We start from the raw sequence: 25,111 nt of genomic DNA on the forward strand, positions 1-25,111 counted from the left end.
TGAACTATTATAATTGATCTTATCCTATAAAGAAAATGACATATAAAAAAATGGCACCTTCCTGGTTATCAGGACGGCGCCATTTCATATTAATTTTTTATTCAGTTACCACGGATAATTACCCATTCCGTCAAGAATGATTTCGATCTCATTCAACTCTTCCGTTGTCAGGTCTGGTGCCTTGAGCGCAGCTACGTTTTCTTCGATCTGGGACACACGGCTTGCACCAATCAGTGCGGAGGTTACACGGTTACCGCGCAAGATCCAGTTCAGAGCCAGTTGAGAGATCGTCTGACCTCTTCTTTCTGCAACCGCCTGAAGCGCATCGAACTTGGCAATCCGTTCGTCCGTATAAGCTTCTTTTTTCAAATTGCCTGTTGGATTGGCTCTTTCTTCCTTAATCTTGTCGACATATTTATTCGTTAACTGACCGCGACCAAGTGGACAGAATGCTATTGAACCTACGCCCTGCTCATCCAGTACGTCCTGCAAACCGTCTTCGATCCAGCGATTGAGCATCGAGTAGTTTGGCTGATGAACCAGACATGGCGTACTCAGACGACGAAGAATGGTCACCGCTTTTTGCGTCTGTTCTGCATTATAATTGGATAACCCCACATACAGTGCTTTACCTTGCCGCACAATATGATCCAGCGCTGTCATGGTCTCTTCCAAAGGTGTATCCGGATCTGGACGGTGATGATAGAAAATGTCTACATAATCCAGTCCCATCCGGTCAAGGCTTTGATCCAGGCTCGCAATGAGGTTTTTGCGGGAACCCCATTCGCCATAAGGTCCATTCCACATGTGATAGCCAGCTTTTGTCGAGATGAGCAGCTCATCCCGATAAGGACGCAGATGTTTTTTATATATCACACCAAAGTTCTCTTCCGCTGATCCTGGAGGTGGACCATAGTTATTCGCCAGATCGAAATGGTTAATTCCGAGGTCAAAGGCACGCAAAATCATCTCTTCCTGAATATCCAACGTACGGTTGCCACCAAAGTTCTGCCATAGACCCAGCGCAATTTGCGGCAGTCTGATTCCGGATTTACCGGAACGTACATATTTCATCTCATCATATCGTTGTTCACTCGCAGTATAGGGCATCGTTATTCTCACTTTCCTGTAAGGTTTGCCTTGCTGCTTCTAATCTTAGTCATTTCTCGAGCAAAACGATATGGCATTTCACTATAACCATATGGAAAAATGACTGTTATCTATACCAACGAATGTTAAATCATTAATCTTTTAATCGAATTAATATGTTAAAATGCAAGATGAGACGAAATCATACAGGAGTGAATAACCTTGATTACATATATGTTTAAAAGCAATCATTTTCAGGAGCTTCAGCTCCTGCATTATGGTACGGAAGCCTGTACACCAGGTCATCACTTTGGCCCTGCCATGAGAGACTATTACAAAATTCATTATATTTTGAATGGCAAAGGCACATTCGAAGTGGGAGGCAGAACATACACCCTGCACAAAGGTCAAGGTTTTCTAATTGTTCCGCATTCTGTTGTTCATTACGAAGCAGATCAGGATGACCCTTGGGAATACAGCTGGGTTGCTTTTCAAGGCAGCAATAGCCAAACCTTTTTACAGCAGGCTTGTCTGTCTGAGCATCACCCGATTTTTGAGCTGGGCAATGAGGATGACGAGATGCGATCCTGTCTGCATCGAATGATTAATTCCCGCCACACCCACAAAGGCTGGGAGATTAGTATGACTGGTTTGCTGTATCAATTTTTCTCCATTTTGATTGATCAGGCCAACTCAGAGCATCTTCAACCCATGCAGGATTATTCGAAGGAAACATACGTAACGCAGGTCATGGACTTTATTGAAATGAACTACGCCAATGCTATTACCGTTCAGTCCATCGCGGCCCATGTGGGCTTGCAGCGCAGTTACCTGTGTTCTCTCTTCAAAGACCAGATGGGAAGCAGTATCCAATCGTATCTGGTCCATTACCGGATGCGCAGGGCAGCCGAATTGACCCTTGATCCCGGTCTGAGCATTGGTGATATTGCCCGGTCTGTGGGCTACACTGATGCATTGCTTTTCTCCAAAATGTTCAAAAAAGTGATGGGCGAAGCGCCCACTTATTATCGCAAACATAAAACAGCACCCTCCCAGTTAAGCTGCTAATGGGAAGGTGCTGTTTTTTGCCATTCGTTTATACCGTCTCCGGCATGGATACACCAACGACTTGTACTTTAATTTCATTGACCATAACGCCAGCTAATTGTTCTACAGCCTGTTGAACATTATGTTGAAGTTCACGGCAAACCTCTTGCATCTTGTTGCCATATTGAATGTTGATGCGCAGTTGGATGGTGGCCTGATCGTCTTTGACGTGCACATCAATCCCTTTTTGCAGACTCTTGCCGCTGATACTCTTGGCAATGCCTTCAGTCAGTCCAACGGACATGGAGGATACGCCATTCGTGCTCTGCGCGGCCATCCCCACGATCTTGGACAGCACATCGTTCGAGATGTGAATGGTACCCATTTGTACAGATTGAGGTGCGATATATTCAGGTTCGTTATATGGTTTTTCGATAATTTCAGACATGTGCTCCACTCCTTCGAATAATTTACATGCTAGGCATTCTGCCATTTGTCCTTGAAGAACATAGTATAGATTCGAACCAAAAGAATTTTAACGATCATATACACCGGGATAATAATCAGGATGGCAATAATTCCACCCAGGTCCCCTGCACCCAAGACCAGAATAATCGTCGTAAGCGGGTGAATATCGAGCTTTTTGCCAAATACGTACGGTGCAACCAGGTTGTCCTGAATCTGCTGAGCGACGAGAATAATAATCAGAGACCAGATGGCAACGGATGGCGATACAACGAGACCCATGATCACAATAGGGACAGACGACACAATCGCTCCGATAAACGGAACAAAGTTCATGATGACCGCGATTACTGTGAGCAGTAATGCGTACGGCAGTCCAATAATCAGGAAACCAATATACATCAGTACACCCAGCGCCAGATTTACCAAGACTCTACCCACAATAAAACCACTCAGCGCCTGATCAATCTCAAGCACAACTTCACGGCTGTCATTTTGAAAACGTTTGGGAGCGATATGTGCCAGTTTACGGCCAAATTTCTCACCTTGTAACAGCATGTAGAACAATAGGATCGGTAATGTAAACAAGATGATCGCAAAACTGGAAACGAGTGAGAAAAATCCACTTACATAGTTGGTCACAAAGTTAAATCCTTTGTTGATATACTCCGTAATCTGAGAGAAAGGTGTTGAGCCCTCGGGGAACAAGGCTTGAATGGCACCGTTTTGCTCCAGCTCTCTCAGCTGCTCACTTAATGAATTGATTAGATTCGGTGCGTTATCGACCAAGTTGACCAGTTGCTCACGTAACGATGGCCATAAGCCAATGATGAAGAACACTCCCAGAATAGCAATAACCAGATAGATTAGCAAAATACTTAGCGTACGATTTATTTTCTTTTTCTCCATATAATTCACAAGCGGCCTTAGCAGATAATAAAAGAACACGGACAACATCATTGGTACGGTAATGACCGTGATCATGGTGACAAGCGGCTGAAAGATGAAGCTCACACGTGATAATAAATAGATATTAACCAATATCAGCGCCAGTGCAATACTGAACCGGACAAACGTATTTGCTTTGAACAAAATTTTCCCCTCCACATGGACATTTCTTCTCTAATTTAATTTGGAATCTGAATGGTAAACACAGTGGTCTCTCGCCCACGCCGGGAAAGGATCAGACGCCCACCCATTTTCTCCGTATTACGTCGTGCGATGGACAACCCCAGCCCGGTGCCTCCGGTCGCTGTACGTGCCTCATCCCCTCGTACAAACGGGTCAAAGATCGTTGACCACAGTTCTTGGGGTATGCCCACCCCGGTATCTGCCACTTCTATTACGACATGGGTATCCAGCGGAATGAGTTCCACACGCAGTTCTGTCCCGAGCGGATTATACGATAAGGCATTGGTGATTAGATTCTGAATGACTCTGGATAGCAGCTCCGGATCATACCTTGCGTAGATCTCCTCATCAGGAACAAGCACATGAAGGACAAACTGTTTCTGCTCAATCTCCCCATACGTATCTGCCATAATCTCGCGCACGAACTCTCCAATTTCTCTTCTCTCAATCTGCATGTGGAAATCAGGCGAATCCACCTTGAGCAGCTCCAGCATATTCTGTATCATGCGTGCAACTTGAACAGATTTATTATAAATGTATCCCAAATATCTTTGCTGCCTGTCCTTGTCCTCTCCACGTCCTTCCACCAAAGCCTGAGCATATCCCTGTATAGATGTTATCGGTGTCTTCAGATCATGGGATAAGTCTACAATCAGTCGTTGCTTGCTCTCTTCCGCATAACGTTTCTCCGCAGAGGTGTTCTCAATGACGTCCGCCATGTAGTTAAAGGTCTCACCAATCTGGACAAACTCCCTCTCGGCAGAGATCGACATCCGTGTACTATAATTTCCCTGAATCATCTGCGTAAGACCCGAGGAGAGAATACCCAATGGCTTTTTGATTCTCCGTGCGACCCAATAGCTATATACAAAGATCAACAACAAAACTAAACCAATACCAATCATAATGTAAAAGGATAAAGGGTGCTTCAGATTGGTAATCAACTGATTATCATTAATCCTTACGCTGACCAGATCACGCGGGATCTTGAGCAACACATACGTTGGCGGTCCTTCTGCCGAAAACGAAGTGATGGAGTAATAGTACGGTTGGTCGCTTCGGTTCTCCAGTCCTGCATACAGCTCGGCTTCACTGTATTGGGTGAACGAATCCTGCTTGTCTCCCACATAATGAATGACGTTACGATTCGCATCCAGAATCTCAATCCAACCCCCGCTGTCCTTGAGACGTTGAATCTCTGTATCTTTCCCTCTCGACACCGAACCTCCACCGGAGTAAAACTCGTTCTCCAGCTCTGCCACATACACGTGGGCTTCAACATTCAGCTCTGGATCAACGACCTGATCCGAAATGCGGAAATCCACGACATCCAGTGACACGATAAGGTACACAATCAATACCAGTAACAGCAAAAAGAAGTTGAACAGCAAGAAATCCAGTGTCAGGGATGTCTGCAACAGTCGCTTTTCTCTAGCTTTCCATGGGCGCTTCAATTTTGTATCCCAGTCCCCTTATCGTTTTGAGATATTCCGGTTGTCTGGAATCACGCTCGATCTTCTCCCGAATGTTGCTGATATGTACCATGATGGTGCTGTCCTCGTGCGCATAATAATCGCCCCAGACCGCTTCGTATATTTTTTTACGGGTGAACACTCGGCCAGGTTGATCAAGCAACAATTCCATAATTTTATACTCTGTAGAGGTTAATGTTACAGCTGTTCCTGAACGAAAAAGAATACATTGGGATCGATCCAGTGTCAGATCACCCAATACCAGATTCTCTTCTTTGGCAGCGGGGATCTCTGCTGCATCAAATTGATTGACTCTTCTAAGCAGTGCCTCTACTCTGGCGACAATCTCGAGCGGGTTGAACGGCTTCGCTATATAATCATCTGCCCCAAGTCCGAGTCCAAGGATTTTATCGTGATCCTGACTTTTGGCGGACAGGAATAGCACAGGCATGTGATGCGTAGCCCTGATCTGCTTAATTAACTGCAATCCGTCCATTACAGGCATCATGATGTCCAGTATGACCAGATCAATCTGTGTTGAACGTATACATTGTAGCGCCTCGGCTCCATTGACGGCAGTCTTAATGGTATAATCCTTCTCCAGATAGAGCTGAAGCAGTTCAACAATCTCTGGTTCGTCATCTGCAATTAATACGGTGTATCTCATGTTATTCCTCTCATTTCCTAAACTCTATGCCTATCTCTACATTATTACTATATACTACGTCTCTTAATTCAACCTAAATCATTTCTAAAGATAATCTAAATAAATAGAAATAGAGCCCTGACACAGGCCAAGGCTCTAGGAGCAGGTTAACTAAAAGAGGACCGTTCTCATTTCTGTATTCTAGCTGTTCATTCTTCTTTCAGACTGTCCGTATTAAATTATCAGATCATGCCTTACCCGAACGAAGCCACGGTTCAACTCTGGCCAATAAACGTTCCTTGTCATATTGCACATATTGGCTCGCCCGGTTGCGCACGGGATCACCTGCGTAGAAACGTTCATACAGATCATGCCTTGCTCCGAGTGGGCTTCCTGTCAATTCCCATGCCAGTTGAAAGAGACGAATCTTCTCCGGGGCTTGCATCGTCACTCCACCAAGATATTTACTCATCATCGAGCCAATTGTTCCATTCAACTCAAACGTTCCTGAGGGGATCTGAATCAAACCACCCGCAGCAATGGTCTTCAAAATCTCCACAGCACGGGGATAATAACGATTGCCCAGATTACGTGCGGTTTCAATATATTTGAATTCCGGCAGCCAATTGCCAAATGTGTCCGGCTTGGACTGTGCTTCAGCAGCAATAATCAGTCCCTCGATGGTCTGCATCTGACTGATCAGCTCTCCAAGTTGATCCTGCACATTCAGGAAGGAGTCCACCCCGATCTCCTTGGCAATGGCTGAGGTCACGGCTGTAATGAACTCCAGTTTCGAGTGTAATCGGATAACGCTCTGATGATAAGCCAGACTGGACGAAGCTGTATTACAGCGAATCTGCCATACAGCTTCAGGGTTATTGTGCAGCAATACACGTTCCCAGGGCACAAATACATCGTCAAAAAATAACACAGCATCCATCTCATCATACTGGGCACTTAGTGGATGTGATCTATCCGAATCTTTTGCCGCGAATGTTTCTCGACACATCATGTGCAAGCCCGGACTGTCCGCGGCTACAATGACCATATGGGCCAGCTCTGGCAGGTGGCCTGGAATTCGTTGAACGGGATACGCAATGATATCATCGGCATAAGGCGCAGCTGTTGCAACCATTTTGGCTCCGCGGATCACCACGCCCTCCGTATTGCTTTGCACAATTCGCAGCATGGCATCCTCATCTTCCCCAACAGGCAAGGAACGATTAATCTGAGGGTCCCGCTGGACAATCGTCAGGAATGCATCGTTTCGTTTGGCTTGTTCAAAATAAGCCGATATTTTACCTGCAAATGCAGGATCATGTGCTGTCATCTCATGTCGTGTTGCGTACCAGCCAGTCAGCCGGGATCGCGCATAATCAGACAATCGGCTCATCACTCCGTACGTCCGCTCAGACCAAAGCCGAAAAGCCCCCGCTCTGTTGTTTACGTCAGGAAGTGAACGAGGCACTAGAAAAGAGCGATGCACGTAACTTCCCGTCTGTTCGTCCCAATAGGCTACGGTTTCCCTTGTATCCGGGTCATCCACCAGATTGAACAAACCTTCTATCGTTTGAAGTGTTCCCTGAAAGGCCTGATGCTGGGTTACCCGGATACGCTCTCCGTCCAGCCATACATTCCGCTCATCATTCAAACGTTGAATGTAAGCTTGTCCACGAGACATCGTGATGCTCATGATATGTCCTCCCTCTCAGGCACCAGCCTGCTATTCAACTGTGATTCTTCTTTGACAACTAATCAACTGCTTAGAATTTATGTAACGATACACTTTGTATCTAATGAAATAGTACTTTGCCTTGGATGGAAAAGTCAACAGACACCGAGCCATGAGTTCGGTGTCTGTTGGGCCATTCATTTTTAGATTAACTTGGAATACATATGACGCAGATACCGCCAGCGCACAAGTGCAAAATACAAGATCTGCATGGAAGCAAACACCAGGAAGATACGCAGGCTGTAACCGAAGACCGAGAAGTCAACCAGTTGCTGTAACGCTACAAAGGCAACCGAACTATGGATGACCGCCACCAGAATCGGCAGGAAGAACATAAGCAATAGCTGCCTTGTTACGATCTTACGAAGTTCGGGACGACTCAGTCCCATTTTGCCAATCATGCGATACTGCGCTTCATCCCGTTCGAGATCTGCGTAAAGTCTGAAATACGTAAAACTTGCTGCAAAGGTGAAGAAAACAATGCCGATCAGGCCGCTCAAGATCAGGATAATTCCGTTCGTTTGTTTCGAATTGAGCCAGTCCACCACAAGTGCACTCACCTGGAAGTAACCTCTATTGGAATGATTCTGTTGAATGGATTCGATCAATTCAGGAGCAAAGCTGCGTGTGCCCATCCAATCTTTTACGATAAATTGGACCGTTCGCATGGAATAAAAATCTTCAGGCATTCCGACTTCCTCATTGTACGCCGGTCTCATCTTATCGAACAATACGTCGGTTACGATGTAGATATTAATTTCACCTTGAAAAGGGATAACAATCTCGGTATTTGGAGTCGATAGCTGAACAGGTACGCGCTGATTCTCCACCTCCAGATAGACCTCCCCTCCCGAGAATCCTTGTTCAGCCTGATCACGGTACTTCTTACGAACTGCCAAATTGCTTGGTGTCATAAATGACTCATCAACCTGTTTCAACGTACGTTCCTCATACCCGAGTGCCTTAGCCAGACGATTATATTCACTTAGCTTAATAATATACCCATTATTATTTTCAGATATAGGAGCATAACTACCCTTCACGTAGGGAACTTGATGATCAATCAACGTTTCTTCAATCTGCCGAATATGTCGCTCGGAGTTGGGAGTATCCCACATATTCATATAACTGAATGCGTACGGATTCGACATGGATGACAGACCCGGGTCAGCAATCGCAAGCATGGTGCCAATTCCCGTAAATGAAGAAGCCGAGATGATACTTACCATGAAAAACATAATCGCGTTATCTTTCATTCGATAGGTAAGTTCAGATAAGAAGAGCAGATTGGTTTTACGGAAAAACAACCTTGGATTTCTTTTCAGTGCCCGAATGATGTATACACTGAGCTGTGTGAACAGAAAGTAAGTACCTACTATAACAACCACGACACTTGCAAGTAATAACGGAAAAGAGAAGCTTACCCATACAAAAGTGAATACTCCTGCATAGCCCCCGCCAATGAACAGCACCGACAGCAAGGCGAGAAAGCGTGATGCTTTGGGTTCGGGTTTCGGTTTTTCCTCTGATTTCACAAGGTCAATGAGTGAACCTTTGCGTATGAGCAAGGATGACGACATCGCAATGATAACAAACAGCAGTAGAAATGCGCCAGCCGTCAGGGCAATGCCTTTCAGTGGAAAATAGAAACGAAGACTGTCCTCAACAGCCAGCATGGAGCCACAGATGAGCAGAATCAATTTGCCAAAAACAATTCCGAGTCCGATGCCGGTAATGGTCGAAGCTAATCCAATACACATATTCTCCATAAACAGGAGCCGGTTCATCTGTTTACGTGTCATGCCTATGATGAGAAAAATACCAAATTCTTTCTTGCGTGTCTTCAGAAATGAACCTACTGAGTAGAGCAGGAACAGGAATGAAAAGATGAATATAATGATCTCCGCAATCATAAACCCTTGATTCGCAAGCAAAGTTACCGTACCACTTGATCCCTTTAACCCCGCTTTCAAATCGGGATGGAACAATAGCAATGCGTAGGTAAAAAAGATCATGACAGAGAATGTACTGCTCAGAAAATGAGCCAGATAAATTCGTTTATTGCGAACAACGTTATTAATGGCGAACTGGCGAAAATTCATGTCCTGACCCTCCCATTAGGGATAATACATTAATAATCTTCTGGTAAAAGGCTGCCCGATTATCGCCGTAGTGAATCTCATTGTATAGCTTGCCATCTTTGATAAAGACGACTCTACTGCAATAACTTGCAGCTACTGCATCATGAGTGACCAACAGCATCGTCGCCTGATCCTCCTGATTACGGGTTTCGAGGATCTCCATCACATCTCTGGCCGCCTTCGAATCCAGATTACCTGTTGGCTCATCAGCCAGAATCAGCTTGGGTGAATGAATCAGTGCTCTCGCAATAGCCGTACGTTGTGCCTGTCCACCCGATATCTCATAGGTTCGTTTGTTCAAAATACTTTCAATGCCGAGCTTGCCTGCAAGTCGTTCCACACGTGTGTTCATCTCTGCTATGGGAACTCCGTCAAGCGTCAGTGGCAGCACGATGTTTTCCTTGACTGTCAGGGTATTTAACAGATTAAACGATTGAAAAACAAACCCTAGCTCTTTGCGCCGAAAGAGCGCGAGTTCGTCCTGGTTCAATTCAAATGGATTCTTCCCTGCAATCCGCAGTTCTCCTGATGTCGGATGATCGATTGTGGAGATCATGTTCAGCAGCGTTGTTTTACCACTGCCGGATGGTCCCATAATGCCGACAAACTCACCTTTCTGAATACTGAGATCGATGCCGGATAATGCTTCATAGGACACGATGCCTTTATAGATTTTACTGATCTGATTGACAGAACAAATCTCCATAGTTACAACTCCTCTAATGAAAGTGAATTCGAAAATTAAGATACGCTGATGCTGTATGTCTGCATAATAAGTGCGGCCTTTCCTGTGATCTTCATGACTACAGTCTATCGAAGTTTCGGTCATTCTCCTATGGTTTAACCTTTCATCAACATGACAATGTTGTAAGGTTGCATGGTAAAAATCCAAAAAGACGCCTTCGCCTCAACCAGGCAATAGACGTCTTCATATCCATTTGACACATCATTATGTTAATACTCATCATGCTTCAGCCCGAATTCACACGTTCCACTCTCGTCTTCCACCTGCCACTTCAGGAGCTGAATGTAATTCGGACAGTTGTTCCTTCACCGTACACGGATTCAAGATTGATCTGATGATTCATTCGGGTCAGTACTTCTTTCGCAATATACAGCCCCATGCCAGTGGACTCTTTGAAATGCCGTCCGTTCTCCCCAGTGAAGAAAGGCTGAAATACCCGGTTCAGATCGGACTTTGGAATCCCGATGCCTTGATCCTGCACTTCCAGTAGGATGGAGCGTTCTGATTCATATGCCCGCATATGAATTTTTTGCCCGCTGCCCGCAGAATACTTGATCGCATTAGATAGTAGCTGTACTAAGACAAAACGAATCCACTTGGCATCGGATTGCACAACCAGTGAGGAATCGATATGCATCTCTGGATAGACGTGATTGCGAATGAAAAATCGCTTCAGCTCGTGAATTGCCTCCTCACCCGCAGTTTTCAGTGCTACGGGTTCAACGGTGAAATCCTGTTCGAAGGTATCCAAACGGGCCACATACAACACAGTCTCCAATCCACGTCTCATTTGGTCCGCTTCCTCCCGAATGCTTATGAGCCGAGGATCGTCATCCTCCTGATCTTCCAAGGTCAACTCAATGACGGATAACGGCGTTTTCATCTGGTGTACCCACTGATTCATAAACGTCAGATATTCTTGCTGTCGCTGTTCCAGTCGATGCAGGTGAGCATGATACTGTCCGTATTGTGAATCCAGCAGCTTCTCCAATGCCTGTGATAATGGACTTGTTTCGTTCAAGGGTACAAATTCCTTCAACGAATCCATCGATCTGGATATTCGGGCATAAAACGAGCGATGTGAATAATAACGATAGACCAAATAGCCAACATACAAAAATAATCCCAACGCTACAGCATAAGCAGCCGTAATCCAATCAGTATAACCGTCATACCAGAACACCGCCACCACGGTGAACAACATAGCAACCACCCAGCAAGTTAAAGCGAGATGTTCACGAATAAACAATCTCATGATGGAGAGGAAGCCTTCCAGTTGTTGTTCAATCGGTAACCTGAACCTCTGACCGTTTCCAGTGCATCCGTAATGCCAAGCTCGGCTAATCGCTTACGAACCCGGGTAACGTTAACGCTGAGTGTATTGTCATCTACAAAAGAGTCATCCCACAGCTTCTCCAGGATCGTTTCCCTGCTTACCAGCTTGGGACTGCGACGCAGTAACGTTTCCAGCAGAATCGTTTCTTTCTTCGTCAGCTGCACTTTGCGATCGCCCAGTTGAATCTCCAGTCTTTCCAAGTAAACGACCAAACCGTCCAGTTCCACCTTGCGTTCTTCATCACGTGCGGCATAGTCCCCATACACCCGGCGTAACTGACTCCGAATTTTGGCCATAACAATCTCGTGTTCGAATGGCTTGGTGATATAATCATCCGCTCCGTTCTCCAGTGCCATGACCTGATCCATCTTTCCGCTCCGGGCGGAGATAAACAGAATTGGGCATGTAGATAATGTACGAATCTGGCGGCACCAATAGAAACCATCATAGCTGGGCAAATTGATATCTAGAAGCACAACATGCGGTTGTACCTGTTCAAACTGCTGCACAATCTGCTCGAAATTCTCAGCCAAAACCGCCTGGTCTCCATAACGTTCAATATGTGATTTCAATAACCCTGCAATTTTGGGGTCGTCTTCTATAATCATAATGGTATACATGGTTGGATCTCACCTCTGCCAAAATCATAACACAGGTTGGATTATCGAGCATCGACTTGATTACGCCAGTCCACAATATCTGCGTTCAGCTGCTTCAGGTCTCCAGAGGCTTGCTGTCTATCGGTTAACTTGTATTGTTGCTTCAATGCCAGGATACGATATACACTTTCATCGATTCGGGATTCGGAGATGTCGCCTGACTTCACTGCATTCATCAGTGTATGAAAAATCGTCTTGGCACTCTCATAACTATGAGCTACCAAAAGAATATCACTACCTGCCTTAACAGTTGCTATTGCAGCTTCATTCAACTTAAAGTTCTTCGCGATTGCTCCCATACTCAAGTCATCTGTGATGACGACACCGTTATACTTGAACTTTCCGCGCAGATGTTCACCAATAATGACATCAGATAAGGAAGCCGGATGATCGGGATCAAGCTTCGGAAACAGAATATGTGCCACCATAACAGCCTCCACTTGCTCCTTCACTGCGGCTTGGAACGGAATCCATTCAAGCTCAGCCAGTTGTTTTTCCGTTTTGTTCACAACAGGCAGATCCAGATGGGAGTCCACGGACGTATCCCCATGACCCGGAAAATGCTTCACTACCGGAATAATGCCTTCATTACGCAGACCTTTCATCTCCGCAATTCCCATACGCGATACCAGGTCTGCCGAACTGCCGAATGAACGATCACCGATCACCGGGTTCTTCGGATTACTGTTCACATCCAGCACAGGAGCGAAGTCCACATTAAAACCTGCAAGTTGGACTTGTCTGGCCAGTAATTCTCCCATCGTTTCAGCGAGCGCACTATCTTTTGTCTGTCCTACTTTTTTGTTGGATGGAATGGATTCCACGTTCTCCGGCATGCGGCTGACTTTGCCGCCCTCCTGATCCACACTCATGAAGATGGGTACCGGATTGGACTGATTCGTTTCCTTGATGGATTGTACAAACTTGGCTGTCCCCTCAAGCGTCGTTACATTGTTGGCGTAGAAAATAATGCCTCCTACCTTCTGATCCGCAATCATCTGTTTGGCCTGATCATCCAGCGTTGTACCCTGAACACCAGCGAGTATCATCTGTCCAATTTTCTCTTCTAACGTTAATGAACTGAGCTGCTCCTGCACCGGATCGACTTCTTCTGGTACTTCTTCCTGCGGTGGAGCGGTATTCTGCTCCGGCGATGAGGAAGATTGCCCTGAGTTAGAGCCAGCATTGGAGCCGGTATTCGAGTCCGTTGTGGAGGAAGGTTTCTGTGCTTGGCCACATGCCGATAAAAGCAGAATGATCCCCAGCAGAAGACATATCATATGCAGTGGTTTTCTCCATTTTTTGTTCGAGGTGTAACTATAGTTGTACAAGGATATTCATCCTCCTTATGTAATGTCGTCTTGGTAATTCAAAGGTTCAGGAGTAACCTTATCACAAGGTGATTGATTTTCAAAATGAGCGCTTCTGAGGATTGAATCGTTGTGCTGATATAATATGCAGCGAAAAAAATGGTTGCTATAGAAGCTGAGATGTGGAACTTCAATGGTGTTGTGACTACGCGCGTGTGGGATGTATGGGAGTAATAAACAGGTGCAACGGTGTGGAAAATGTTTTTCTATTGTGAATTTTTCATATGTTGAAATTATAAGTATAGGTAGGTGAAAAAGCCGCCCAAAGGCGGCCTATTTGTTCGTTTTTGTTTTCGTTTTTGTTTTTGTTTTTGTTTCGTTTTTGTTTCGTTGTTTTTTCATTTTCCGTTGTAAATTGTCGCCATTCGGCGTTGGTTCACTTTTTTTTTGCGAAACGTTCTTAGCCTTCGATTAATGGAGGGTTTTCAATACTTCCGTTGTAAATGGAATGATTTCGGATATGCGACCTTCCCGAACTTTGGCAGGCCATTCTGGATCACTAAGCAGAACGCGACCCAAGGCGATCAGGTCAAACTCATGATTCTCCAGCTTCTCATTTACTAGATCCAAATGGGCATCCCCTGTTCCCTGGTTCTCGGTTGCTCTGTCCACAAATTCAGCTTCAAGCCCTACCGATCCAACCGAAATGGCTGGTTTGCCTGTGATTTTCTGTGTCCAACCTGCGAGATTCAGCTCGGATCCTTCGAATTCAGGTAACCAGAACCGCCGTGTAGAGCAATGGAATATATCCACGCCAGCAGCACTGAGTGGTGCCAGGAATTGCTCCAATTGTTCCGGCGTTTCCACCAGACGTGCTTCATAATTCCCCATCTTCCATTGGGAGAACCGGAGCACAATTGGGAAATCAGGACCAACCACAGCACGACAAGCTTCAATCACTTCAACCGCAAATTGGGTTCTTCGTACCAAATCACCACCATACTTGTCGGTTCTTCGATTCGTCTGCGCCCAGAAGAACTGGTCAATCAGATATCCATGGGCTCCGTGCAATTCAATTCCGTCAAACCCGATTCGCTGTGCATCCGCTGCCGCTTGGGCATATGCTTTCACAAGACCTTGGATCTCCTCTTCCGTTAATGGTTCACGTGATGGCTCACCTGCCATGCTAACCCCTGACGGACTTACAGGCTCAGCTTCTGCGTTAGGCAAGTCACCGGAACGACGTGCTGTACCCACATGCCACAATTGTGGCATGATTTTGCCACCCGCTTCATGCACTGCTTTCACTACATTAGCCCATCCTTCCAACGAATCTTCACCATGGAACAATGGTATACTCGCTCCGCTGACCGAAGAAGGATGATTGATGCCTGTACCTTCCGTAATGATAAGTCCCACTCCGCCTGCTGCTCTTCGACGGTAGTATTCAGCAACTTCCGGTCCAGGTACGCCCTCTGGTGAGAATCCGCGAGTCATAGGGGCCATAACGATTCGATTAGACAAGGTTAGCTTGTCCGAGGTAAAAGGTTTAAATAATGCTGAAGGTACGTTCATCGTATATTACTCCTTTGCAATTGGAAGTATGGAACTTTCGCATTCATGTGAAATGCGACATGCTTTTGTATATCATAACATTAGTAACTCCATTGACTGGTTTAGGATTATTTCTCTATCCATTTTATAGTTTCTTAATTTTATTTTCAAATTTTCGAAGTGAGTCGTTCGAACTAATCTTTTAGATAAAAAAAGAAAGCTACCTTAACGGCAGCCTCTGTTTGATCACACTACCGAAGCGGTCTGACTTGCACAATACTGCATCTTAACGGATTTTCCCGGTCACCAATAATGTGGATGTAGCATAGTATATAATCCATAATCTTCCTTCCAATTTAATTAGCATTTACGGGGATATCATTGCGATTCACTCGAAGCAATTTCCCCGATGAAGTCGATAACACATCGGGATCGGTACCCAGACCAAAGTAGAAGTCGCCCTCGTTCTCTTCAAATGACTTGGCATACGTGTCCTGACTAAAACGTAAAATCTCATTCCATGTTGTCAGATCCGTGGATTGGTAGACCCGATTGATATATAGATTGGCACTTTGACGCGTGTACGTAAGCACATATACCTTACCATCACGCAACAGCACATCCGTAGGAAGTGCCTTGGCATCTGGCAGATTAACTCGTTTGGCCTGGTTAATATCTGTCATAACATTCAAGGATTTGGGCAGCAGTTGTCCATCATTGAACACCCCACCCGCTATATAGAGCAACTTATTATTAAAGTTAATATTTTTGCCTATTTTATTATAGGGAATGGTGCCCGTTTGATAAGTGAGTCCTGGCAGCATTTTGTTTCCATAGATGACAACGTCCCGTTTCTCAAGCTTTTCATTGATCTCCAGGATATTGGTTTTGTCATTCCATATTTTATTGGCCGGATACATCATGCCAGATGCATATAATTTGCCATTAAGATGGAACATGGTATAAGCCCGGAAGCCAAACGTATTGATTGTTGCAAATTTCTGCCAAGTTTCACCTTCATTATGAGAGATTAATATCGTTGGTTTGGACTCTGTACCTAGCGCGGCAAACATCTTGCCCTGATAGGAAGCCAAATCGTATACGTGTACTCCGAGTGGAAGATTACGATATTTAGTCCAAACCTCTCCATCCAAACGATAGAAATTGCCGAGTTCCCACTTCTCACTATCCGAATCATTACCAGGAATATATAACTTGTCGTTAAGCACTCTGTAAATGTCAATCTGTTCCTCATCCACATACATCTTCGTCGATGGCAAAATGCCAGGGTTGCTGTTGGTCACCGACTGGGTCTTGAATTTCGCGTTCGCTGTATCATAATAAATGACCGGAATAGGGCCTGAATTCGGCGCTACGCCCAGATTACTGCTGTTTCCGTGACCCAAATATATTTTGCCGTTGTACAGTTGCATATCCCAGACGTTATTGGCATATGGTGTTTTGGTAAAAGGCCTTCCCAGCAGTTCTATCTTGGATGTTACATCTGCTGAAATGATCGGTGCATTCGACACCTTGGCAAGCTGACGTTCCGTAGCAGGTGGTTGACTAGTTGACGTGTTATTTCTCGGTTTGGAATTGCCCATGAGCATCCAGCTCATTCCCGCAACGATGGTCAAAATTACGGCTGTCCATTTCTTGTGTCTCTGCATGTCCGCTTCCTCCTTCATATTTTCAGAATGATTCCCTTCATACCGAGATGATACATTTTGTATCTTTCCATACTATGTAAAACCATCTGTACATGCAACAAATTTCGCCCGATCTGGACAAAAAAAAGTAGACAACCACATCTGTTGATGTGTTGTCTACTCGTTCTTACTATCTGTGGATTCTATTCTGCTTTAACCAGAATCTTAACCTGATTTTTCTCTTTTAGTAGTGCTTCAAAACCATGTTCCACCACTTCATCCAACGAGATTCGTTTGGTTACCAGCTTGTCTGCGGGGAAGAAACCTTTATCCATCAGACTGATGACTGCCGGGAACACATCGCGATAACCAATAATGCCGTTGACCGTACGCTCTTTCATAACAATAGAGTTCGGATGAATCGGTGCTTCCTGTTCAAAAATACTTACGATCATCAACTCTCCACCAATACGTGTGGAATCGATGGCTTGTTGCAGCACACGTGGTACACCGGTTACTTCATAAGCAACGTTAACGCCACCTTGTGTACGCTGATGGATTTCTTCTACGACATTGAACTGTGTTGGGTCAATCACAATCGCACCCAGTTCTTCCGCTTTGGCTTTCCGTTCGTCCGATAATTCCACAACATAAATATCAGAAGCTCCCGAGGCCTTAAGTGCTTCAATGACCAATAATCCAATCGGGCCAGCACCAAACACGGCCGCCGTATCGCCCACTTTCAGCTTGCTTTGGCGCACAGCGTGAAGTGCTACAGCCGAAGGTTCAACCAGTGCACCTTGCTCATACGAGATTGAATCCGGTATGGCATGGACCATGTATTCTTCAGCAGTTACATATTCGGAGAATCCGCCTCCGCCTCCAGCGAGTCCAAGGAAACCCATTTTATCGCACAGATTGTATTTGCCTTGTTTACAAGCTTCGCAGTGTCCACATGCATAGATCGGTTCTACAACTACACGATCGCCCGCCTTGAAACGTGTAACGCCTTCCCCTACCTCAACCACCTGTCCTGAGAATTCATGCCCCATGACTATAGGCGCTTGTTCCCCTGTTAGGGGATGTGGTGCTTGAGCCGGAATAAAAATCGGACCCGCTGTGTACTCGTGCAAGTCACTGCCACAGATGCCGCACCATTCCACTTTTATTTTGACCTTACCTTCTTCAGGATGAGGTTCGTTAATATTTTCGAGACGTAAATCTTTGACTCCGTGCCAACGTAATGCTTTCATTCATTTCATCTCCCAGATCATAATTTATAGTATAATCGGAAACGTTTCCGTAAATTAAATATGTCACATTTTAGATACGCTGTCAAACATATTTCTACACTAATATGTCTATTTCGTGATCATATCGAGTTTTAATTAAGAACGCTTACACTTTTATTAAAGTTATTTTAGCGGTATTGTGTAACCGCTCTAATCCAAGTTATTAAGATATATCCTGGCAAGTAATACTGCAGACGGAATGAAATATAATCATACTTCGGCATAAATGTGGTCCAATCACGGGATACTTCATAGCTCAAATGTTATAATTAAGTTATATACTTATCGCGAAGTGCATACATATCCCTAAATATTCGGAATCGTTTCCGATAAAGTGAGGTAAACGTACATTGAAGAAAGAACAGAAACTGACGATCAAGGACGTGGCTGAGCGTGCCGGCGTGGGCATAGCTACCGTATCCCGGGCCATCAACAATTCAGAAGGCATAAGCAGTAAAACACGAGATAAGGTGATGAAGGCCATTGAAGAACTGGGTTTTGTACCCAACACCTCCGCACAGAGTCTGAAAATCCGACAAACGCACCAGATCGCGCTCGTTGTACCCGACATACGTAACGCCATTATTCCGGAGATTTCATGGTCTGTTGAGCAAACGGCGAAGCAGCATGGGTACCATGTCGTGCAGATCAATACGGCAGGCAATGCCCGTACCGAGTTGGAGACAATACGTAATGTGAAAAAATTGCATGTAGATGGATTGATCTTCATGCCTCTGGCCTATCCCAAAACGTTACCCGGACTGATTGATAAAGCCCCGCTCCCCATCTCTATGATTAACTACGGCAAGAAACTGGAACCGGGAATGAGGGCAGATATCGTATCTCTGTCTCAACCCGAAGGCAAACTGGTCATGGAGCATCTGTTCAAAATTGGGCGGACGCGAATCGCCTATGCCGGCGCACCCAAAGACATTATTGAAGAGCGCTTCCGTGCTTATGAGCAAGCTGTAGGCCATGTGGACATTTCTCTTGTCTACTTTGGTGAGGACTTTTCATTGAATACAGGTGCCAATGCTGCAGATTATTTCTACGGACTTACGCATATGCCAGATGCAGTCTATGCCATTAATGATATGGTTGCCATCGGATTGGTTAATCGGTTCAAGGAGTTGGGGGTTCGTGTACCTGAAGATGTGGCTGTAGTGGGTGTGGATAACAATCAGTGGACCACGGTCTCGTCCCCGCAGATTAGTTCCGTCTCCATTATGGGTGAGGAGGTTGCCAGACTTGCTACCGAACTGTTGTTAAAACGGATTCGGGAGATGAACACGACCGATTACGAACACATTCAATTCGAACCGCGCTTAATCGTTCGTGAATCTAGCGTCGCCATGATTCATTCTTCCCAGCGAGGACCGCACCATTAAATGTGGTAAGTGGTGTCAGTCAGTAAGATAGAATACATGTTACGGCTATCTCTTCCTTTGTTTTGCTACACAGATATACAAAAAAAGGTGTTGCTCAGGCCTAACTCTTTCCTGGCAGCACCTTATTTGTCTATAATCCCATATATCTAAAGCTACGTCTTTATTCAGCACCGTTTATTCTAAGGAAGCATTTGCCTGATCGGTGTTCCGTTCAGGAACATCGCTATGTTTTCTACGGTGTGACTATAATAGATCTCATAATTGCCACGAGTCACATAACCCAGATGCGGTGTGGCCAGGACATTGGGCAATGTTCGCATAATATGGTTAACCGGCAGCGGTTCCTGATCATACACATCCAGACCTGCGCCAGCAATCAAACCACGCTGTAATGCATCTATCATAGCTTCCTGATCAACAATACCCGCTCGCGACGTATTAATGAATAGCGCACTCGATTTCATTTGTTGAAATTCGGCTTGTCCAATCAGATTGCGCGTACGATCACTTAATACCAGATGAATGGATATGATGTCGCTCTGTGCAAGCAGTTGCTCCTTGGTCTCGGACCAAATGACACCATGTTTTTCGGCTTTCTCTCGTGTCAGATTCTCGCTCCAGGCCATCACATTCATGCCAAATGCTTGTGCGATCTCAGCCATGCGAGTGCCTATCTTGCCCAAACCGAGCAATCCAAGTGTTCTCCCATGCAGATCCAATCCTACAGTGCTCTGCCAGTTTCGATTGGAGCGAAGTGCATTATTCTCCGTAACCAGCTGTCTGGACAGTCCCAGTATTAGCGCCCACGTCAGTTCCGTAGGTGGATTAGAGCTTCCCTCGGTTCCACACACAATGATCCCTTTTTGCTCCGCAGCCTTAAGGTCTATGGACGCATTACGCATGCCACTTGTAATCAGAAGTTTCAGCTTAGGGAGCTGCGAAATAACCCTCTCCGGAAATGGTGTTCGTTCCCGCATCAGGACCACAATATCGAATTCCTGCAATTCTTGAATGACTTTTTCTTCCGAGCCCATATAGTTGTTGAATGTCTGAATCTCCACCCGATCCATCAACGAACTCCAGTCTGCCGACGTCAGCGCAACGTTTTGATAATCATCCAAAATTGCACAGCGCAACTTCTTATCCATCCCTGATCTCCTCCTAGATCTGCTCACTTCTTAAACATATTGTAGCAACTCCGCATCACTTTAAACAGAATAAATCCCTATTACTGCAGCAAAGACAGCGTAACCTGGATGCTCTGCTCTACAAACAAGCGGTCCGGTCCTGATTTCATCAGTACAGTTAGTCCAATCATGGATACAACCAAAGACTGTGCTACCGCACTCGCATTCAAGTCAGCGGACAATTCCCCGCTCTGTTGGCCTTTTTCAATCGTTTCCTTGAAAAGAACACCCAGATACATCTGATGCTCCCGTGTGAGGACAGCGAATTTGGGGTCATGTGGAGCCAGCTCAACCATCGTATTAATGCAAAAACAGCCATGACTAGGCTCGGTTACACTCCCTTCAGCTCCAATATGTTCAAACAGCCCACGGAAGGCTTCTCGCACCGTGGAGCCCTGTTGAAGTCTGGCTCTGACTTGGGCCGCATGCTGCGTGGTGTACCTGCGAAGTGCGGTTTCGAATAATTCCTTTTTATCGCCAAAAGCCGCGTACAGACTGGGACGTTGAATGCCCATTGCAGTCGTCAAATCACTCAAAGATGACGCTTCGAACCCCTTGTCCCAAAACGTATGCATTGCTGCATCGAGTGCTTTGTCCGTATCAAATTCCCGTTGTCTAACCATACATTTCACCTCTTTATGTATCGATCAGTATGCTTATATATTTTAACTTCATACCAATGGATAAGTCAAAAATCACTCACTTAAAATGAGTAAAAATTAAATAAACTCCTCCATAAAACGTTTTTAACCAAATTGAAAATCACATCCCATTCTCTGTTGACAGAATCCAAGCAAATAAAGTATGGTTATCCCAAAACATAACATACCGATCAGTACATAATAGAAAGGTGACAACAACTCATGCTAACTTCTTCTCCAGATGCACAATTATCCAATAAGGATCGTCCTGCCATGTCAAGGTTAGTTGCTCTTCTCTTTGCCGTGTGCAGCGGACTTGCGGTCGCCAATATTTATTATGCTCAGCCTTTGCTAGACTCCATTGCTCAAGAGTTCAACCTCTCTCCATCATCCATAGGGATCGTCATCACAGTGACTCAAATATGTTATGCCCTGGGGCTGTTCCTTCTCGTTCCGCTCGGGGATCTCTTAAATCGCCGCAAGTTGATAATTATCCAAATGCTCTTATCCGTACTTGCACTGGTTCTGGTAGGAACCGCAAAGTCCAGCTCACTATTATTCACGGGTATGGCTGTCGTAGGTCTACTCGCGGTCATTACACAGACATTAGTTGCCTTTGCCGCACACTTGGCAGCCCCTACCGAACGTGGTCGTATTGTCGGGCAGGTCACCAGCGGAATCGTCATTGGCATATTACTTGCACGAACGGTTGCAGGTACGCTGAACGATTGGCTGGGGTGGAGATCGGTGTATCTCTTCTCTGCCAGCCTTACCTTACTCGGAATTGTCGCCTTATTTCTTGTTCTCCCAAGGCAACAATCCCCACAAGTAAAACAAAGCTATGCCCAATTACTCGGCTCTGTCTTGCAACTGTATCGTGATTTGCGTGTATTACGAGTACGAGGTGTACTGGCGATGCTGATTTTTACAGTCTTCAGCATCTTGTGGACTTCCATGGTTCTGCCACTAAGCAGCCCTCCATTGTCCCTGTCTCATACGCTTATAGGTGCATTCGGTCTCGCAGGAGCGGCTGGAGCACTGGCTGCTGCCCGCGCAGGTAAACTTGCTGATCGTGGCCTTGGGCAAAAAACAACCGGTATCTCTCTTGTCATTCTGCTCTTATCCTGGCTGCCCATCGGTTATGTCCATCACTCGTTGTGGTTCCTGATCCTCGGCGTTATCCTGCTCGATCTCGCCGTGCAAGCCGTACATGTTACCAACCAGAGCCTGATCTACGAAGTTCGTCCCGAAGCACAGAGCCGCCTGACGGCAGCGTATATGATCTTTTACTCCATCGGCAGTGCAACCGGCTCCATCGTTTCTACCCAAGTGTATGCATGGGCGGGTTGGACAGCGGTTTGCTGGTTAGGCGCGGGTGTTAGTGCAGCCGCACTTCTGTTCTGGATGATTGATCGTCATATGCATCGGAATCTCGATCGTTGAATTAGTCCAGTTTATTCCACACCACAATAAAGAGGGTTGCCAAAGGACCCAACAACAGGGAAATCAGAAACCAGTTCCGACCGCTTCTGTTTTTTCCCTGTGCAAGTCCGGCATTAATCAAGGCAAGGGTGCCCCAACCTACATAATACTCATTATCCATCCAACGTCTTCTCTCCTTTATTCGTTCAATTCCGGATACTGCTCAAGGATCACTTTGAGTTTACGGTTACGACTCTCCAGAAATGCCAGCATGTATCTCTTCAGCACAAGTCGCTCCGTTGCCCATCCCAGCAATCCAAGTGGTGCTTCAAACCGCAGCATGTCTCTCATGCATGTCATCTGTTCTGCAATCGCGCTAAAATGATGTTCATGTCGCATGCTCTTGAAAGCCCCCTCCTCCATCTGATCCACAAATAAAAACGGTCGTTCAAACTGCACTATTCGGGACTTCAACTTCTGTCTGACACCCAGGTGGGTAGCCTGAAAGGTAACGGTATCCCCGGCTCCAATTTTTCCTGTGGTTACTCCAGCGACCGCTCGTTCTCTCGTATGTTTCCAGACAGTCTGTGTATGTAGGTCAATATCCCGGGCAAAGTCAAAGCACCGTTCAATCGAGGCAAGTATCGTAATCTCTGTTGTCACTTCAATCATGACGATCGCTCCTTGGCAGGAAAAATAAGGTCTTTGCAAAGTATAACCTTGCTTCGTTGGTCGAACAACACAACAAAGGGGGATATAACAAAAAAAGGGCTCCCTGTCTTAGTACAGGAGGCCCGTCTTTCATGCATTGCCAGAATGGCAAAGGCTGCCGATATTAAATAAGCAATTCATCAATAGCAAGCGTACGCTCTTTGGAAAGATCGCGATATTCTTCCGACTCCACTTTGATGAGCGGTTTGAAAATATCAGACGTATTGTTCATGACAATAACACCTTTTTCTCCATTGCTGAGCAGGACTTGTTTTCCGATAAAATTAGGAAGTAAATGCTGCATCAATGCCTGAACTGGCTTTTCATTCAATTTACCAAATCCCATTCCATAGATATCTCTAAGGTTGTTGATGAGGTTTGGATTGCTTCCCCCATGACTCCCTGATCTCATGCCAATATAGATATCAGCTACAGATACGATCTGGGTATAGGGGTGAATTTCACTTTTCTCAAGTTGCATCGGATAACCCGACCCATCTTCACGCTCGTGATGCTGCAGGGCAACCAAGGCCGTCGCTTCATCCGTCATCGAATTTTTAATGATTTCATGCCCATATATCGTGTGACGCTGCATTTCCAGCTGCTCATCCGCTGTCAACGGTTCTGTTTTGTTCCGAATCCGGTGGGAGACTTTACACTTTCCAATGTCATGCAGATAACCACCGCGACTAATCTGATAACTCTCCTTCTGAGAATATCCTAGCCAGTTCGCGAGGTAGAAGGATAACAATCCGACTTGAATTGAATGTGTATAGTTATTGACATCATCCCGCTCCAGCATCATCAGGAGATGAACGACATCTTTCTGCTCATCCAGTCCCTCAACCATCGGTTGCAGTGCATCATCCACCATGGTAGCGTTAAACTTGCCAACAGTCAGGGCTTCAAGAAAAGCATTTTGATAATTATGTACAGTCTGAATAAATTGGGACTTCATCTCTTCTTCTGGCGGCTCTTCCTTCGTACTTGTACTTAACCCGGAAGCATGCTTGGCGGCTGCAGCAAAAAATTCTGCCTCAGTGATTTCCTCTTCGCGTGATTCAATATCTACATAATCTACACGGTGCTGCATAAGCAAGGAAATATCCTCACTTCTGATTACGGTCCCCTTCCCGAGAACGTGTAATCCTGCATCGCTGAATGTATCCGCAGTCAGACGGTCTCCGTCTTGCAGGTTCATAATATGGATTCTCAAATCGGTATTCCCCCTGAACAATTCATTATAGTAACAGCACCCAATGGAACGGGGCCACAAAAATACCTATACTTCTTTATATCGTTATAATTCTTCATTTCATACATAGTTCAAACGACCTTAATCACAAAGGTAAATACGAACATGTAAGACTTTATCCTCACTCCAAATTCCAAATTAGTCCCGGTTTTTAACTTTTTCACACTTTTGTGTCTTATCGCTGGATCAGAGCAAGCCAAAGAAGTTCAAACGCTCCGTTTGAACTTCTTTAAGACAAC

The 25,111-nt window shown here is 45.4% G+C and carries 22 protein-coding genes; 3 read left to right on the forward strand and 19 right to left on the reverse strand.

The window, feature by feature from the left end:
- Positions 1 to 105: 105 nt before the first annotated feature.
- Positions 106 to 1,110 carry an aldo/keto reductase gene (locus MKY73_RS16755; protein ID WP_339302704.1) on the reverse strand — a complete coding sequence of 335 codons (1,005 nt, stop codon included), beginning with the start codon at positions 1,108 to 1,110 and terminating at the stop codon, positions 106 to 108.
- Between the two features lie 201 nt (positions 1,111 to 1,311).
- On the opposite strand from MKY73_RS16755, the gene MKY73_RS16760 reads away from it, so the two are divergent.
- Positions 1,312 to 2,157, forward strand: coding sequence for an AraC family transcriptional regulator (locus MKY73_RS16760; RefSeq protein ID WP_339302705.1), 846 nt, complete (start codon positions 1,312 to 1,314; stop codon positions 2,155 to 2,157).
- 28 nt (positions 2,158 to 2,185) lie between these two features.
- On the opposite strand, the gene MKY73_RS16765 is transcribed toward MKY73_RS16760, so the two are convergent.
- From MKY73_RS16765 to MKY73_RS16825, 13 genes are all read right to left on the reverse strand, one after another.
- Entirely contained in the window at positions 2,186 to 2,584 is a 399-nt protein-coding gene (locus tag MKY73_RS16765; RefSeq protein WP_339302706.1) for an Asp23/Gls24 family envelope stress response protein, read from the reverse strand.
- A 29-nt stretch (positions 2,585 to 2,613) separates the two neighbouring features.
- Positions 2,614 to 3,693, reverse strand: coding sequence for an AI-2E family transporter (locus tag MKY73_RS16770; protein WP_339302707.1), 1,080 nt, complete (start codon positions 3,691 to 3,693; stop codon positions 2,614 to 2,616).
- A gap of 35 nt (positions 3,694 to 3,728) precedes the next feature.
- Positions 3,729 to 5,186 carry a HAMP domain-containing sensor histidine kinase gene (locus MKY73_RS16775; RefSeq protein ID WP_339302708.1) on the reverse strand — a complete coding sequence of 486 codons (1,458 nt, stop codon included), beginning with the start codon at positions 5,184 to 5,186 and terminating at the stop codon, positions 3,729 to 3,731.
- Positions 5,164 to 5,871, reverse strand: a complete 708-nt coding sequence (locus MKY73_RS16780; RefSeq protein ID WP_339260804.1) for a response regulator transcription factor — start codon at positions 5,869 to 5,871, stop codon at positions 5,164 to 5,166. Before MKY73_RS16780 ends, MKY73_RS16775 begins: the two co-directional genes overlap by 23 nt.
- Before the next feature lie 226 nt (positions 5,872 to 6,097).
- Positions 6,098 to 7,543 (reverse strand): 4-hydroxyphenylacetate 3-hydroxylase N-terminal domain-containing protein, encoded by a 1,446-nt coding sequence (locus MKY73_RS16785; protein ID WP_339302709.1) that lies wholly within the window; start codon positions 7,541 to 7,543, stop codon positions 6,098 to 6,100.
- A 182-nt stretch (positions 7,544 to 7,725) separates the two neighbouring features.
- Positions 7,726 to 9,684 carry an ABC transporter permease gene (locus MKY73_RS16790; protein WP_339302710.1) on the reverse strand — a complete coding sequence of 653 codons (1,959 nt, stop codon included), beginning with the start codon at positions 9,682 to 9,684 and terminating at the stop codon, positions 7,726 to 7,728.
- Positions 9,659 to 10,429 carry an ABC transporter ATP-binding protein gene (locus MKY73_RS16795; protein WP_339302711.1) on the reverse strand — a complete coding sequence of 257 codons (771 nt, stop codon included), beginning with the start codon at positions 10,427 to 10,429 and terminating at the stop codon, positions 9,659 to 9,661. Before MKY73_RS16795 ends, MKY73_RS16790 begins: the two co-directional genes overlap by 26 nt.
- Positions 10,430 to 10,739: 310 nt before the next feature.
- On the reverse strand, positions 10,740 to 11,723 hold the full coding sequence (locus MKY73_RS16800; protein ID WP_339302712.1) for a sensor histidine kinase: 984 nt from the start codon (positions 11,721 to 11,723) through the stop codon (positions 10,740 to 10,742).
- On the reverse strand, positions 11,720 to 12,424 hold the full coding sequence (locus MKY73_RS16805; RefSeq protein WP_339302713.1) for a response regulator transcription factor: 705 nt from the start codon (positions 12,422 to 12,424) through the stop codon (positions 11,720 to 11,722). The genes MKY73_RS16800 and MKY73_RS16805 overlap by 4 nt, the downstream gene beginning before the upstream one ends.
- A 41-nt stretch (positions 12,425 to 12,465) precedes the next feature.
- The gene (nagZ, locus tag MKY73_RS16810) at positions 12,466 to 13,794 is read right to left on the reverse strand and encodes a beta-N-acetylhexosaminidase (RefSeq protein ID WP_339302714.1); all 1,329 of its coding nucleotides are present in this window, start codon (positions 13,792 to 13,794) and stop codon (positions 12,466 to 12,468) included.
- Positions 13,795 to 14,244: 450 nt separating this feature from the next.
- Positions 14,245 to 15,348, reverse strand: a complete 1,104-nt coding sequence (locus MKY73_RS16815; RefSeq protein WP_339302715.1) for an NADH:flavin oxidoreductase — start codon at positions 15,346 to 15,348, stop codon at positions 14,245 to 14,247.
- A 335-nt stretch (positions 15,349 to 15,683) separates the two neighbouring features.
- Positions 15,684 to 16,997, reverse strand: a complete 1,314-nt coding sequence (locus MKY73_RS16820) for a hypothetical protein (protein ID WP_339302716.1) — start codon at positions 16,995 to 16,997, stop codon at positions 15,684 to 15,686.
- Positions 16,998 to 17,179: 182 nt separating this feature from the next.
- Positions 17,180 to 18,229: a 2,3-butanediol dehydrogenase gene (locus MKY73_RS16825; protein ID WP_339302717.1), complete on the reverse strand. Its 1,050-nt coding sequence runs from the start codon at positions 18,227 to 18,229 to the stop codon at positions 17,180 to 17,182.
- 389 nt (positions 18,230 to 18,618) lie between these two features.
- Between MKY73_RS16825 and MKY73_RS16830 the strand changes: the two genes are divergently transcribed.
- Positions 18,619 to 19,656, forward strand: coding sequence for a LacI family DNA-binding transcriptional regulator (locus MKY73_RS16830; protein ID WP_339302718.1), 1,038 nt, complete (start codon positions 18,619 to 18,621; stop codon positions 19,654 to 19,656).
- A gap of 179 nt (positions 19,657 to 19,835) precedes the next feature.
- On the opposite strand, the gene MKY73_RS16835 is transcribed toward MKY73_RS16830, so the two are convergent.
- Both MKY73_RS16835 and MKY73_RS16840 read right to left on the reverse strand, forming a co-directional pair.
- The gene (locus MKY73_RS16835) at positions 19,836 to 20,804 is read right to left on the reverse strand and encodes a D-2-hydroxyacid dehydrogenase family protein (RefSeq protein WP_339302719.1); all 969 of its coding nucleotides are present in this window, start codon (positions 20,802 to 20,804) and stop codon (positions 19,836 to 19,838) included.
- Between the two features lie 80 nt (positions 20,805 to 20,884).
- Positions 20,885 to 21,466 carry a TetR/AcrR family transcriptional regulator gene (locus MKY73_RS16840; RefSeq protein ID WP_339242142.1) on the reverse strand — a complete coding sequence of 194 codons (582 nt, stop codon included), beginning with the start codon at positions 21,464 to 21,466 and terminating at the stop codon, positions 20,885 to 20,887.
- A gap of 240 nt (positions 21,467 to 21,706) precedes the next feature.
- Here MKY73_RS16840 and MKY73_RS16845 point away from each other — a divergent pair, with 240 nt between their 5' ends.
- Positions 21,707 to 22,927: an MFS transporter gene (locus MKY73_RS16845; RefSeq protein WP_339302720.1), complete on the forward strand. Its 1,221-nt coding sequence runs from the start codon at positions 21,707 to 21,709 to the stop codon at positions 22,925 to 22,927.
- Position 22,928: 1 nt separating this feature from the next.
- Here MKY73_RS16845 and MKY73_RS16850 read toward each other — a convergent pair whose 3' ends face one another.
- The 3 genes from MKY73_RS16850 to MKY73_RS16860 all read right to left on the reverse strand — a co-directional run bounded on the left by MKY73_RS16850 (position 22,929) and on the right by MKY73_RS16860 (position 24,833).
- Positions 22,929 to 23,087 carry a hypothetical protein gene (locus MKY73_RS16850; protein ID WP_339302721.1) on the reverse strand — a complete coding sequence of 53 codons (159 nt, stop codon included), beginning with the start codon at positions 23,085 to 23,087 and terminating at the stop codon, positions 22,929 to 22,931.
- 17 nt (positions 23,088 to 23,104) lie between these two features.
- The gene (locus MKY73_RS16855) at positions 23,105 to 23,578 is read right to left on the reverse strand and encodes an SRPBCC family protein (RefSeq protein WP_339302722.1); all 474 of its coding nucleotides are present in this window, start codon (positions 23,576 to 23,578) and stop codon (positions 23,105 to 23,107) included.
- Positions 23,579 to 23,741: 163 nt separating this feature from the next.
- Complete coding sequence (locus tag MKY73_RS16860) at positions 23,742 to 24,833, reverse strand: HD domain-containing phosphohydrolase (RefSeq protein ID WP_339260786.1); 1,092 nt, start codon at positions 24,831 to 24,833, stop codon at positions 23,742 to 23,744.
- Positions 24,834 to 25,111 lie beyond the last annotated feature (278 nt).

Source organism: Paenibacillus sp. FSL R5-0519, assembly GCF_037974275.1.
Lineage (GTDB): Bacteria > Bacillota > Bacilli > Paenibacillales > Paenibacillaceae > Paenibacillus.

Bases quoted from the DNA above. Each gene is read 5' to 3' on its own strand.
- MKY73_RS16755 (WP_339302704.1), bottom strand. From the start codon at position 1,110: ATGCCCTATACTGCGAGTGAACAACGATATGATGAGATGAAATATGTA.
- MKY73_RS16765 (WP_339302706.1), bottom strand. From the start codon at position 2,584: ATGTCTGAAATTATCGAAAAACCATATAACGAACCTGAATATATCGCA.
- MKY73_RS16780 (WP_339260804.1), bottom strand. From the start codon at position 5,871: ATGAGATACACCGTATTAATTGCAGATGACGAACCAGAGATTGTTGAA.
- MKY73_RS16785 (WP_339302709.1), bottom strand. From the start codon at position 7,543: ATGAGCATCACGATGTCTCGTGGACAAGCTTACATTCAACGTTTGAAT.
- MKY73_RS16790 (WP_339302710.1), bottom strand. From the start codon at position 9,684: ATGAATTTTCGCCAGTTCGCCATTAATAACGTTGTTCGCAATAAACGA.
- MKY73_RS16795 (WP_339302711.1), bottom strand. From the start codon at position 10,429: ATGGAGATTTGTTCTGTCAATCAGATCAGTAAAATCTATAAAGGCATC.
- MKY73_RS16800 (WP_339302712.1), bottom strand. From the start codon at position 11,723: ATGAGATTGTTTATTCGTGAACATCTCGCTTTAACTTGCTGGGTGGTT.
- MKY73_RS16805 (WP_339302713.1), bottom strand. From the start codon at position 12,424: ATGTATACCATTATGATTATAGAAGACGACCCCAAAATTGCAGGGTTA.
- MKY73_RS16815 (WP_339302715.1), bottom strand. From the start codon at position 15,348: ATGAACGTACCTTCAGCATTATTTAAACCTTTTACCTCGGACAAGCTA.
- MKY73_RS16820 (WP_339302716.1), bottom strand. From the start codon at position 16,997: ATGCAGAGACACAAGAAATGGACAGCCGTAATTTTGACCATCGTTGCG.
- MKY73_RS16825 (WP_339302717.1), bottom strand. From the start codon at position 18,229: ATGAAAGCATTACGTTGGCACGGAGTCAAAGATTTACGTCTCGAAAAT.
- MKY73_RS16835 (WP_339302719.1), bottom strand. From the start codon at position 20,804: ATGGATAAGAAGTTGCGCTGTGCAATTTTGGATGATTATCAAAACGTT.
- MKY73_RS16840 (WP_339242142.1), bottom strand. From the start codon at position 21,466: ATGGTTAGACAACGGGAATTTGATACGGACAAAGCACTCGATGCAGCA.
- MKY73_RS16845 (WP_339302720.1), top strand. From the start codon at position 21,707: ATGCTAACTTCTTCTCCAGATGCACAATTATCCAATAAGGATCGTCCT.
- MKY73_RS16850 (WP_339302721.1), bottom strand. From the start codon at position 23,087: ATGGATAATGAGTATTATGTAGGTTGGGGCACCCTTGCCTTGATTAAT.
- MKY73_RS16855 (WP_339302722.1), bottom strand. From the start codon at position 23,578: ATGATTGAAGTGACAACAGAGATTACGATACTTGCCTCGATTGAACGG.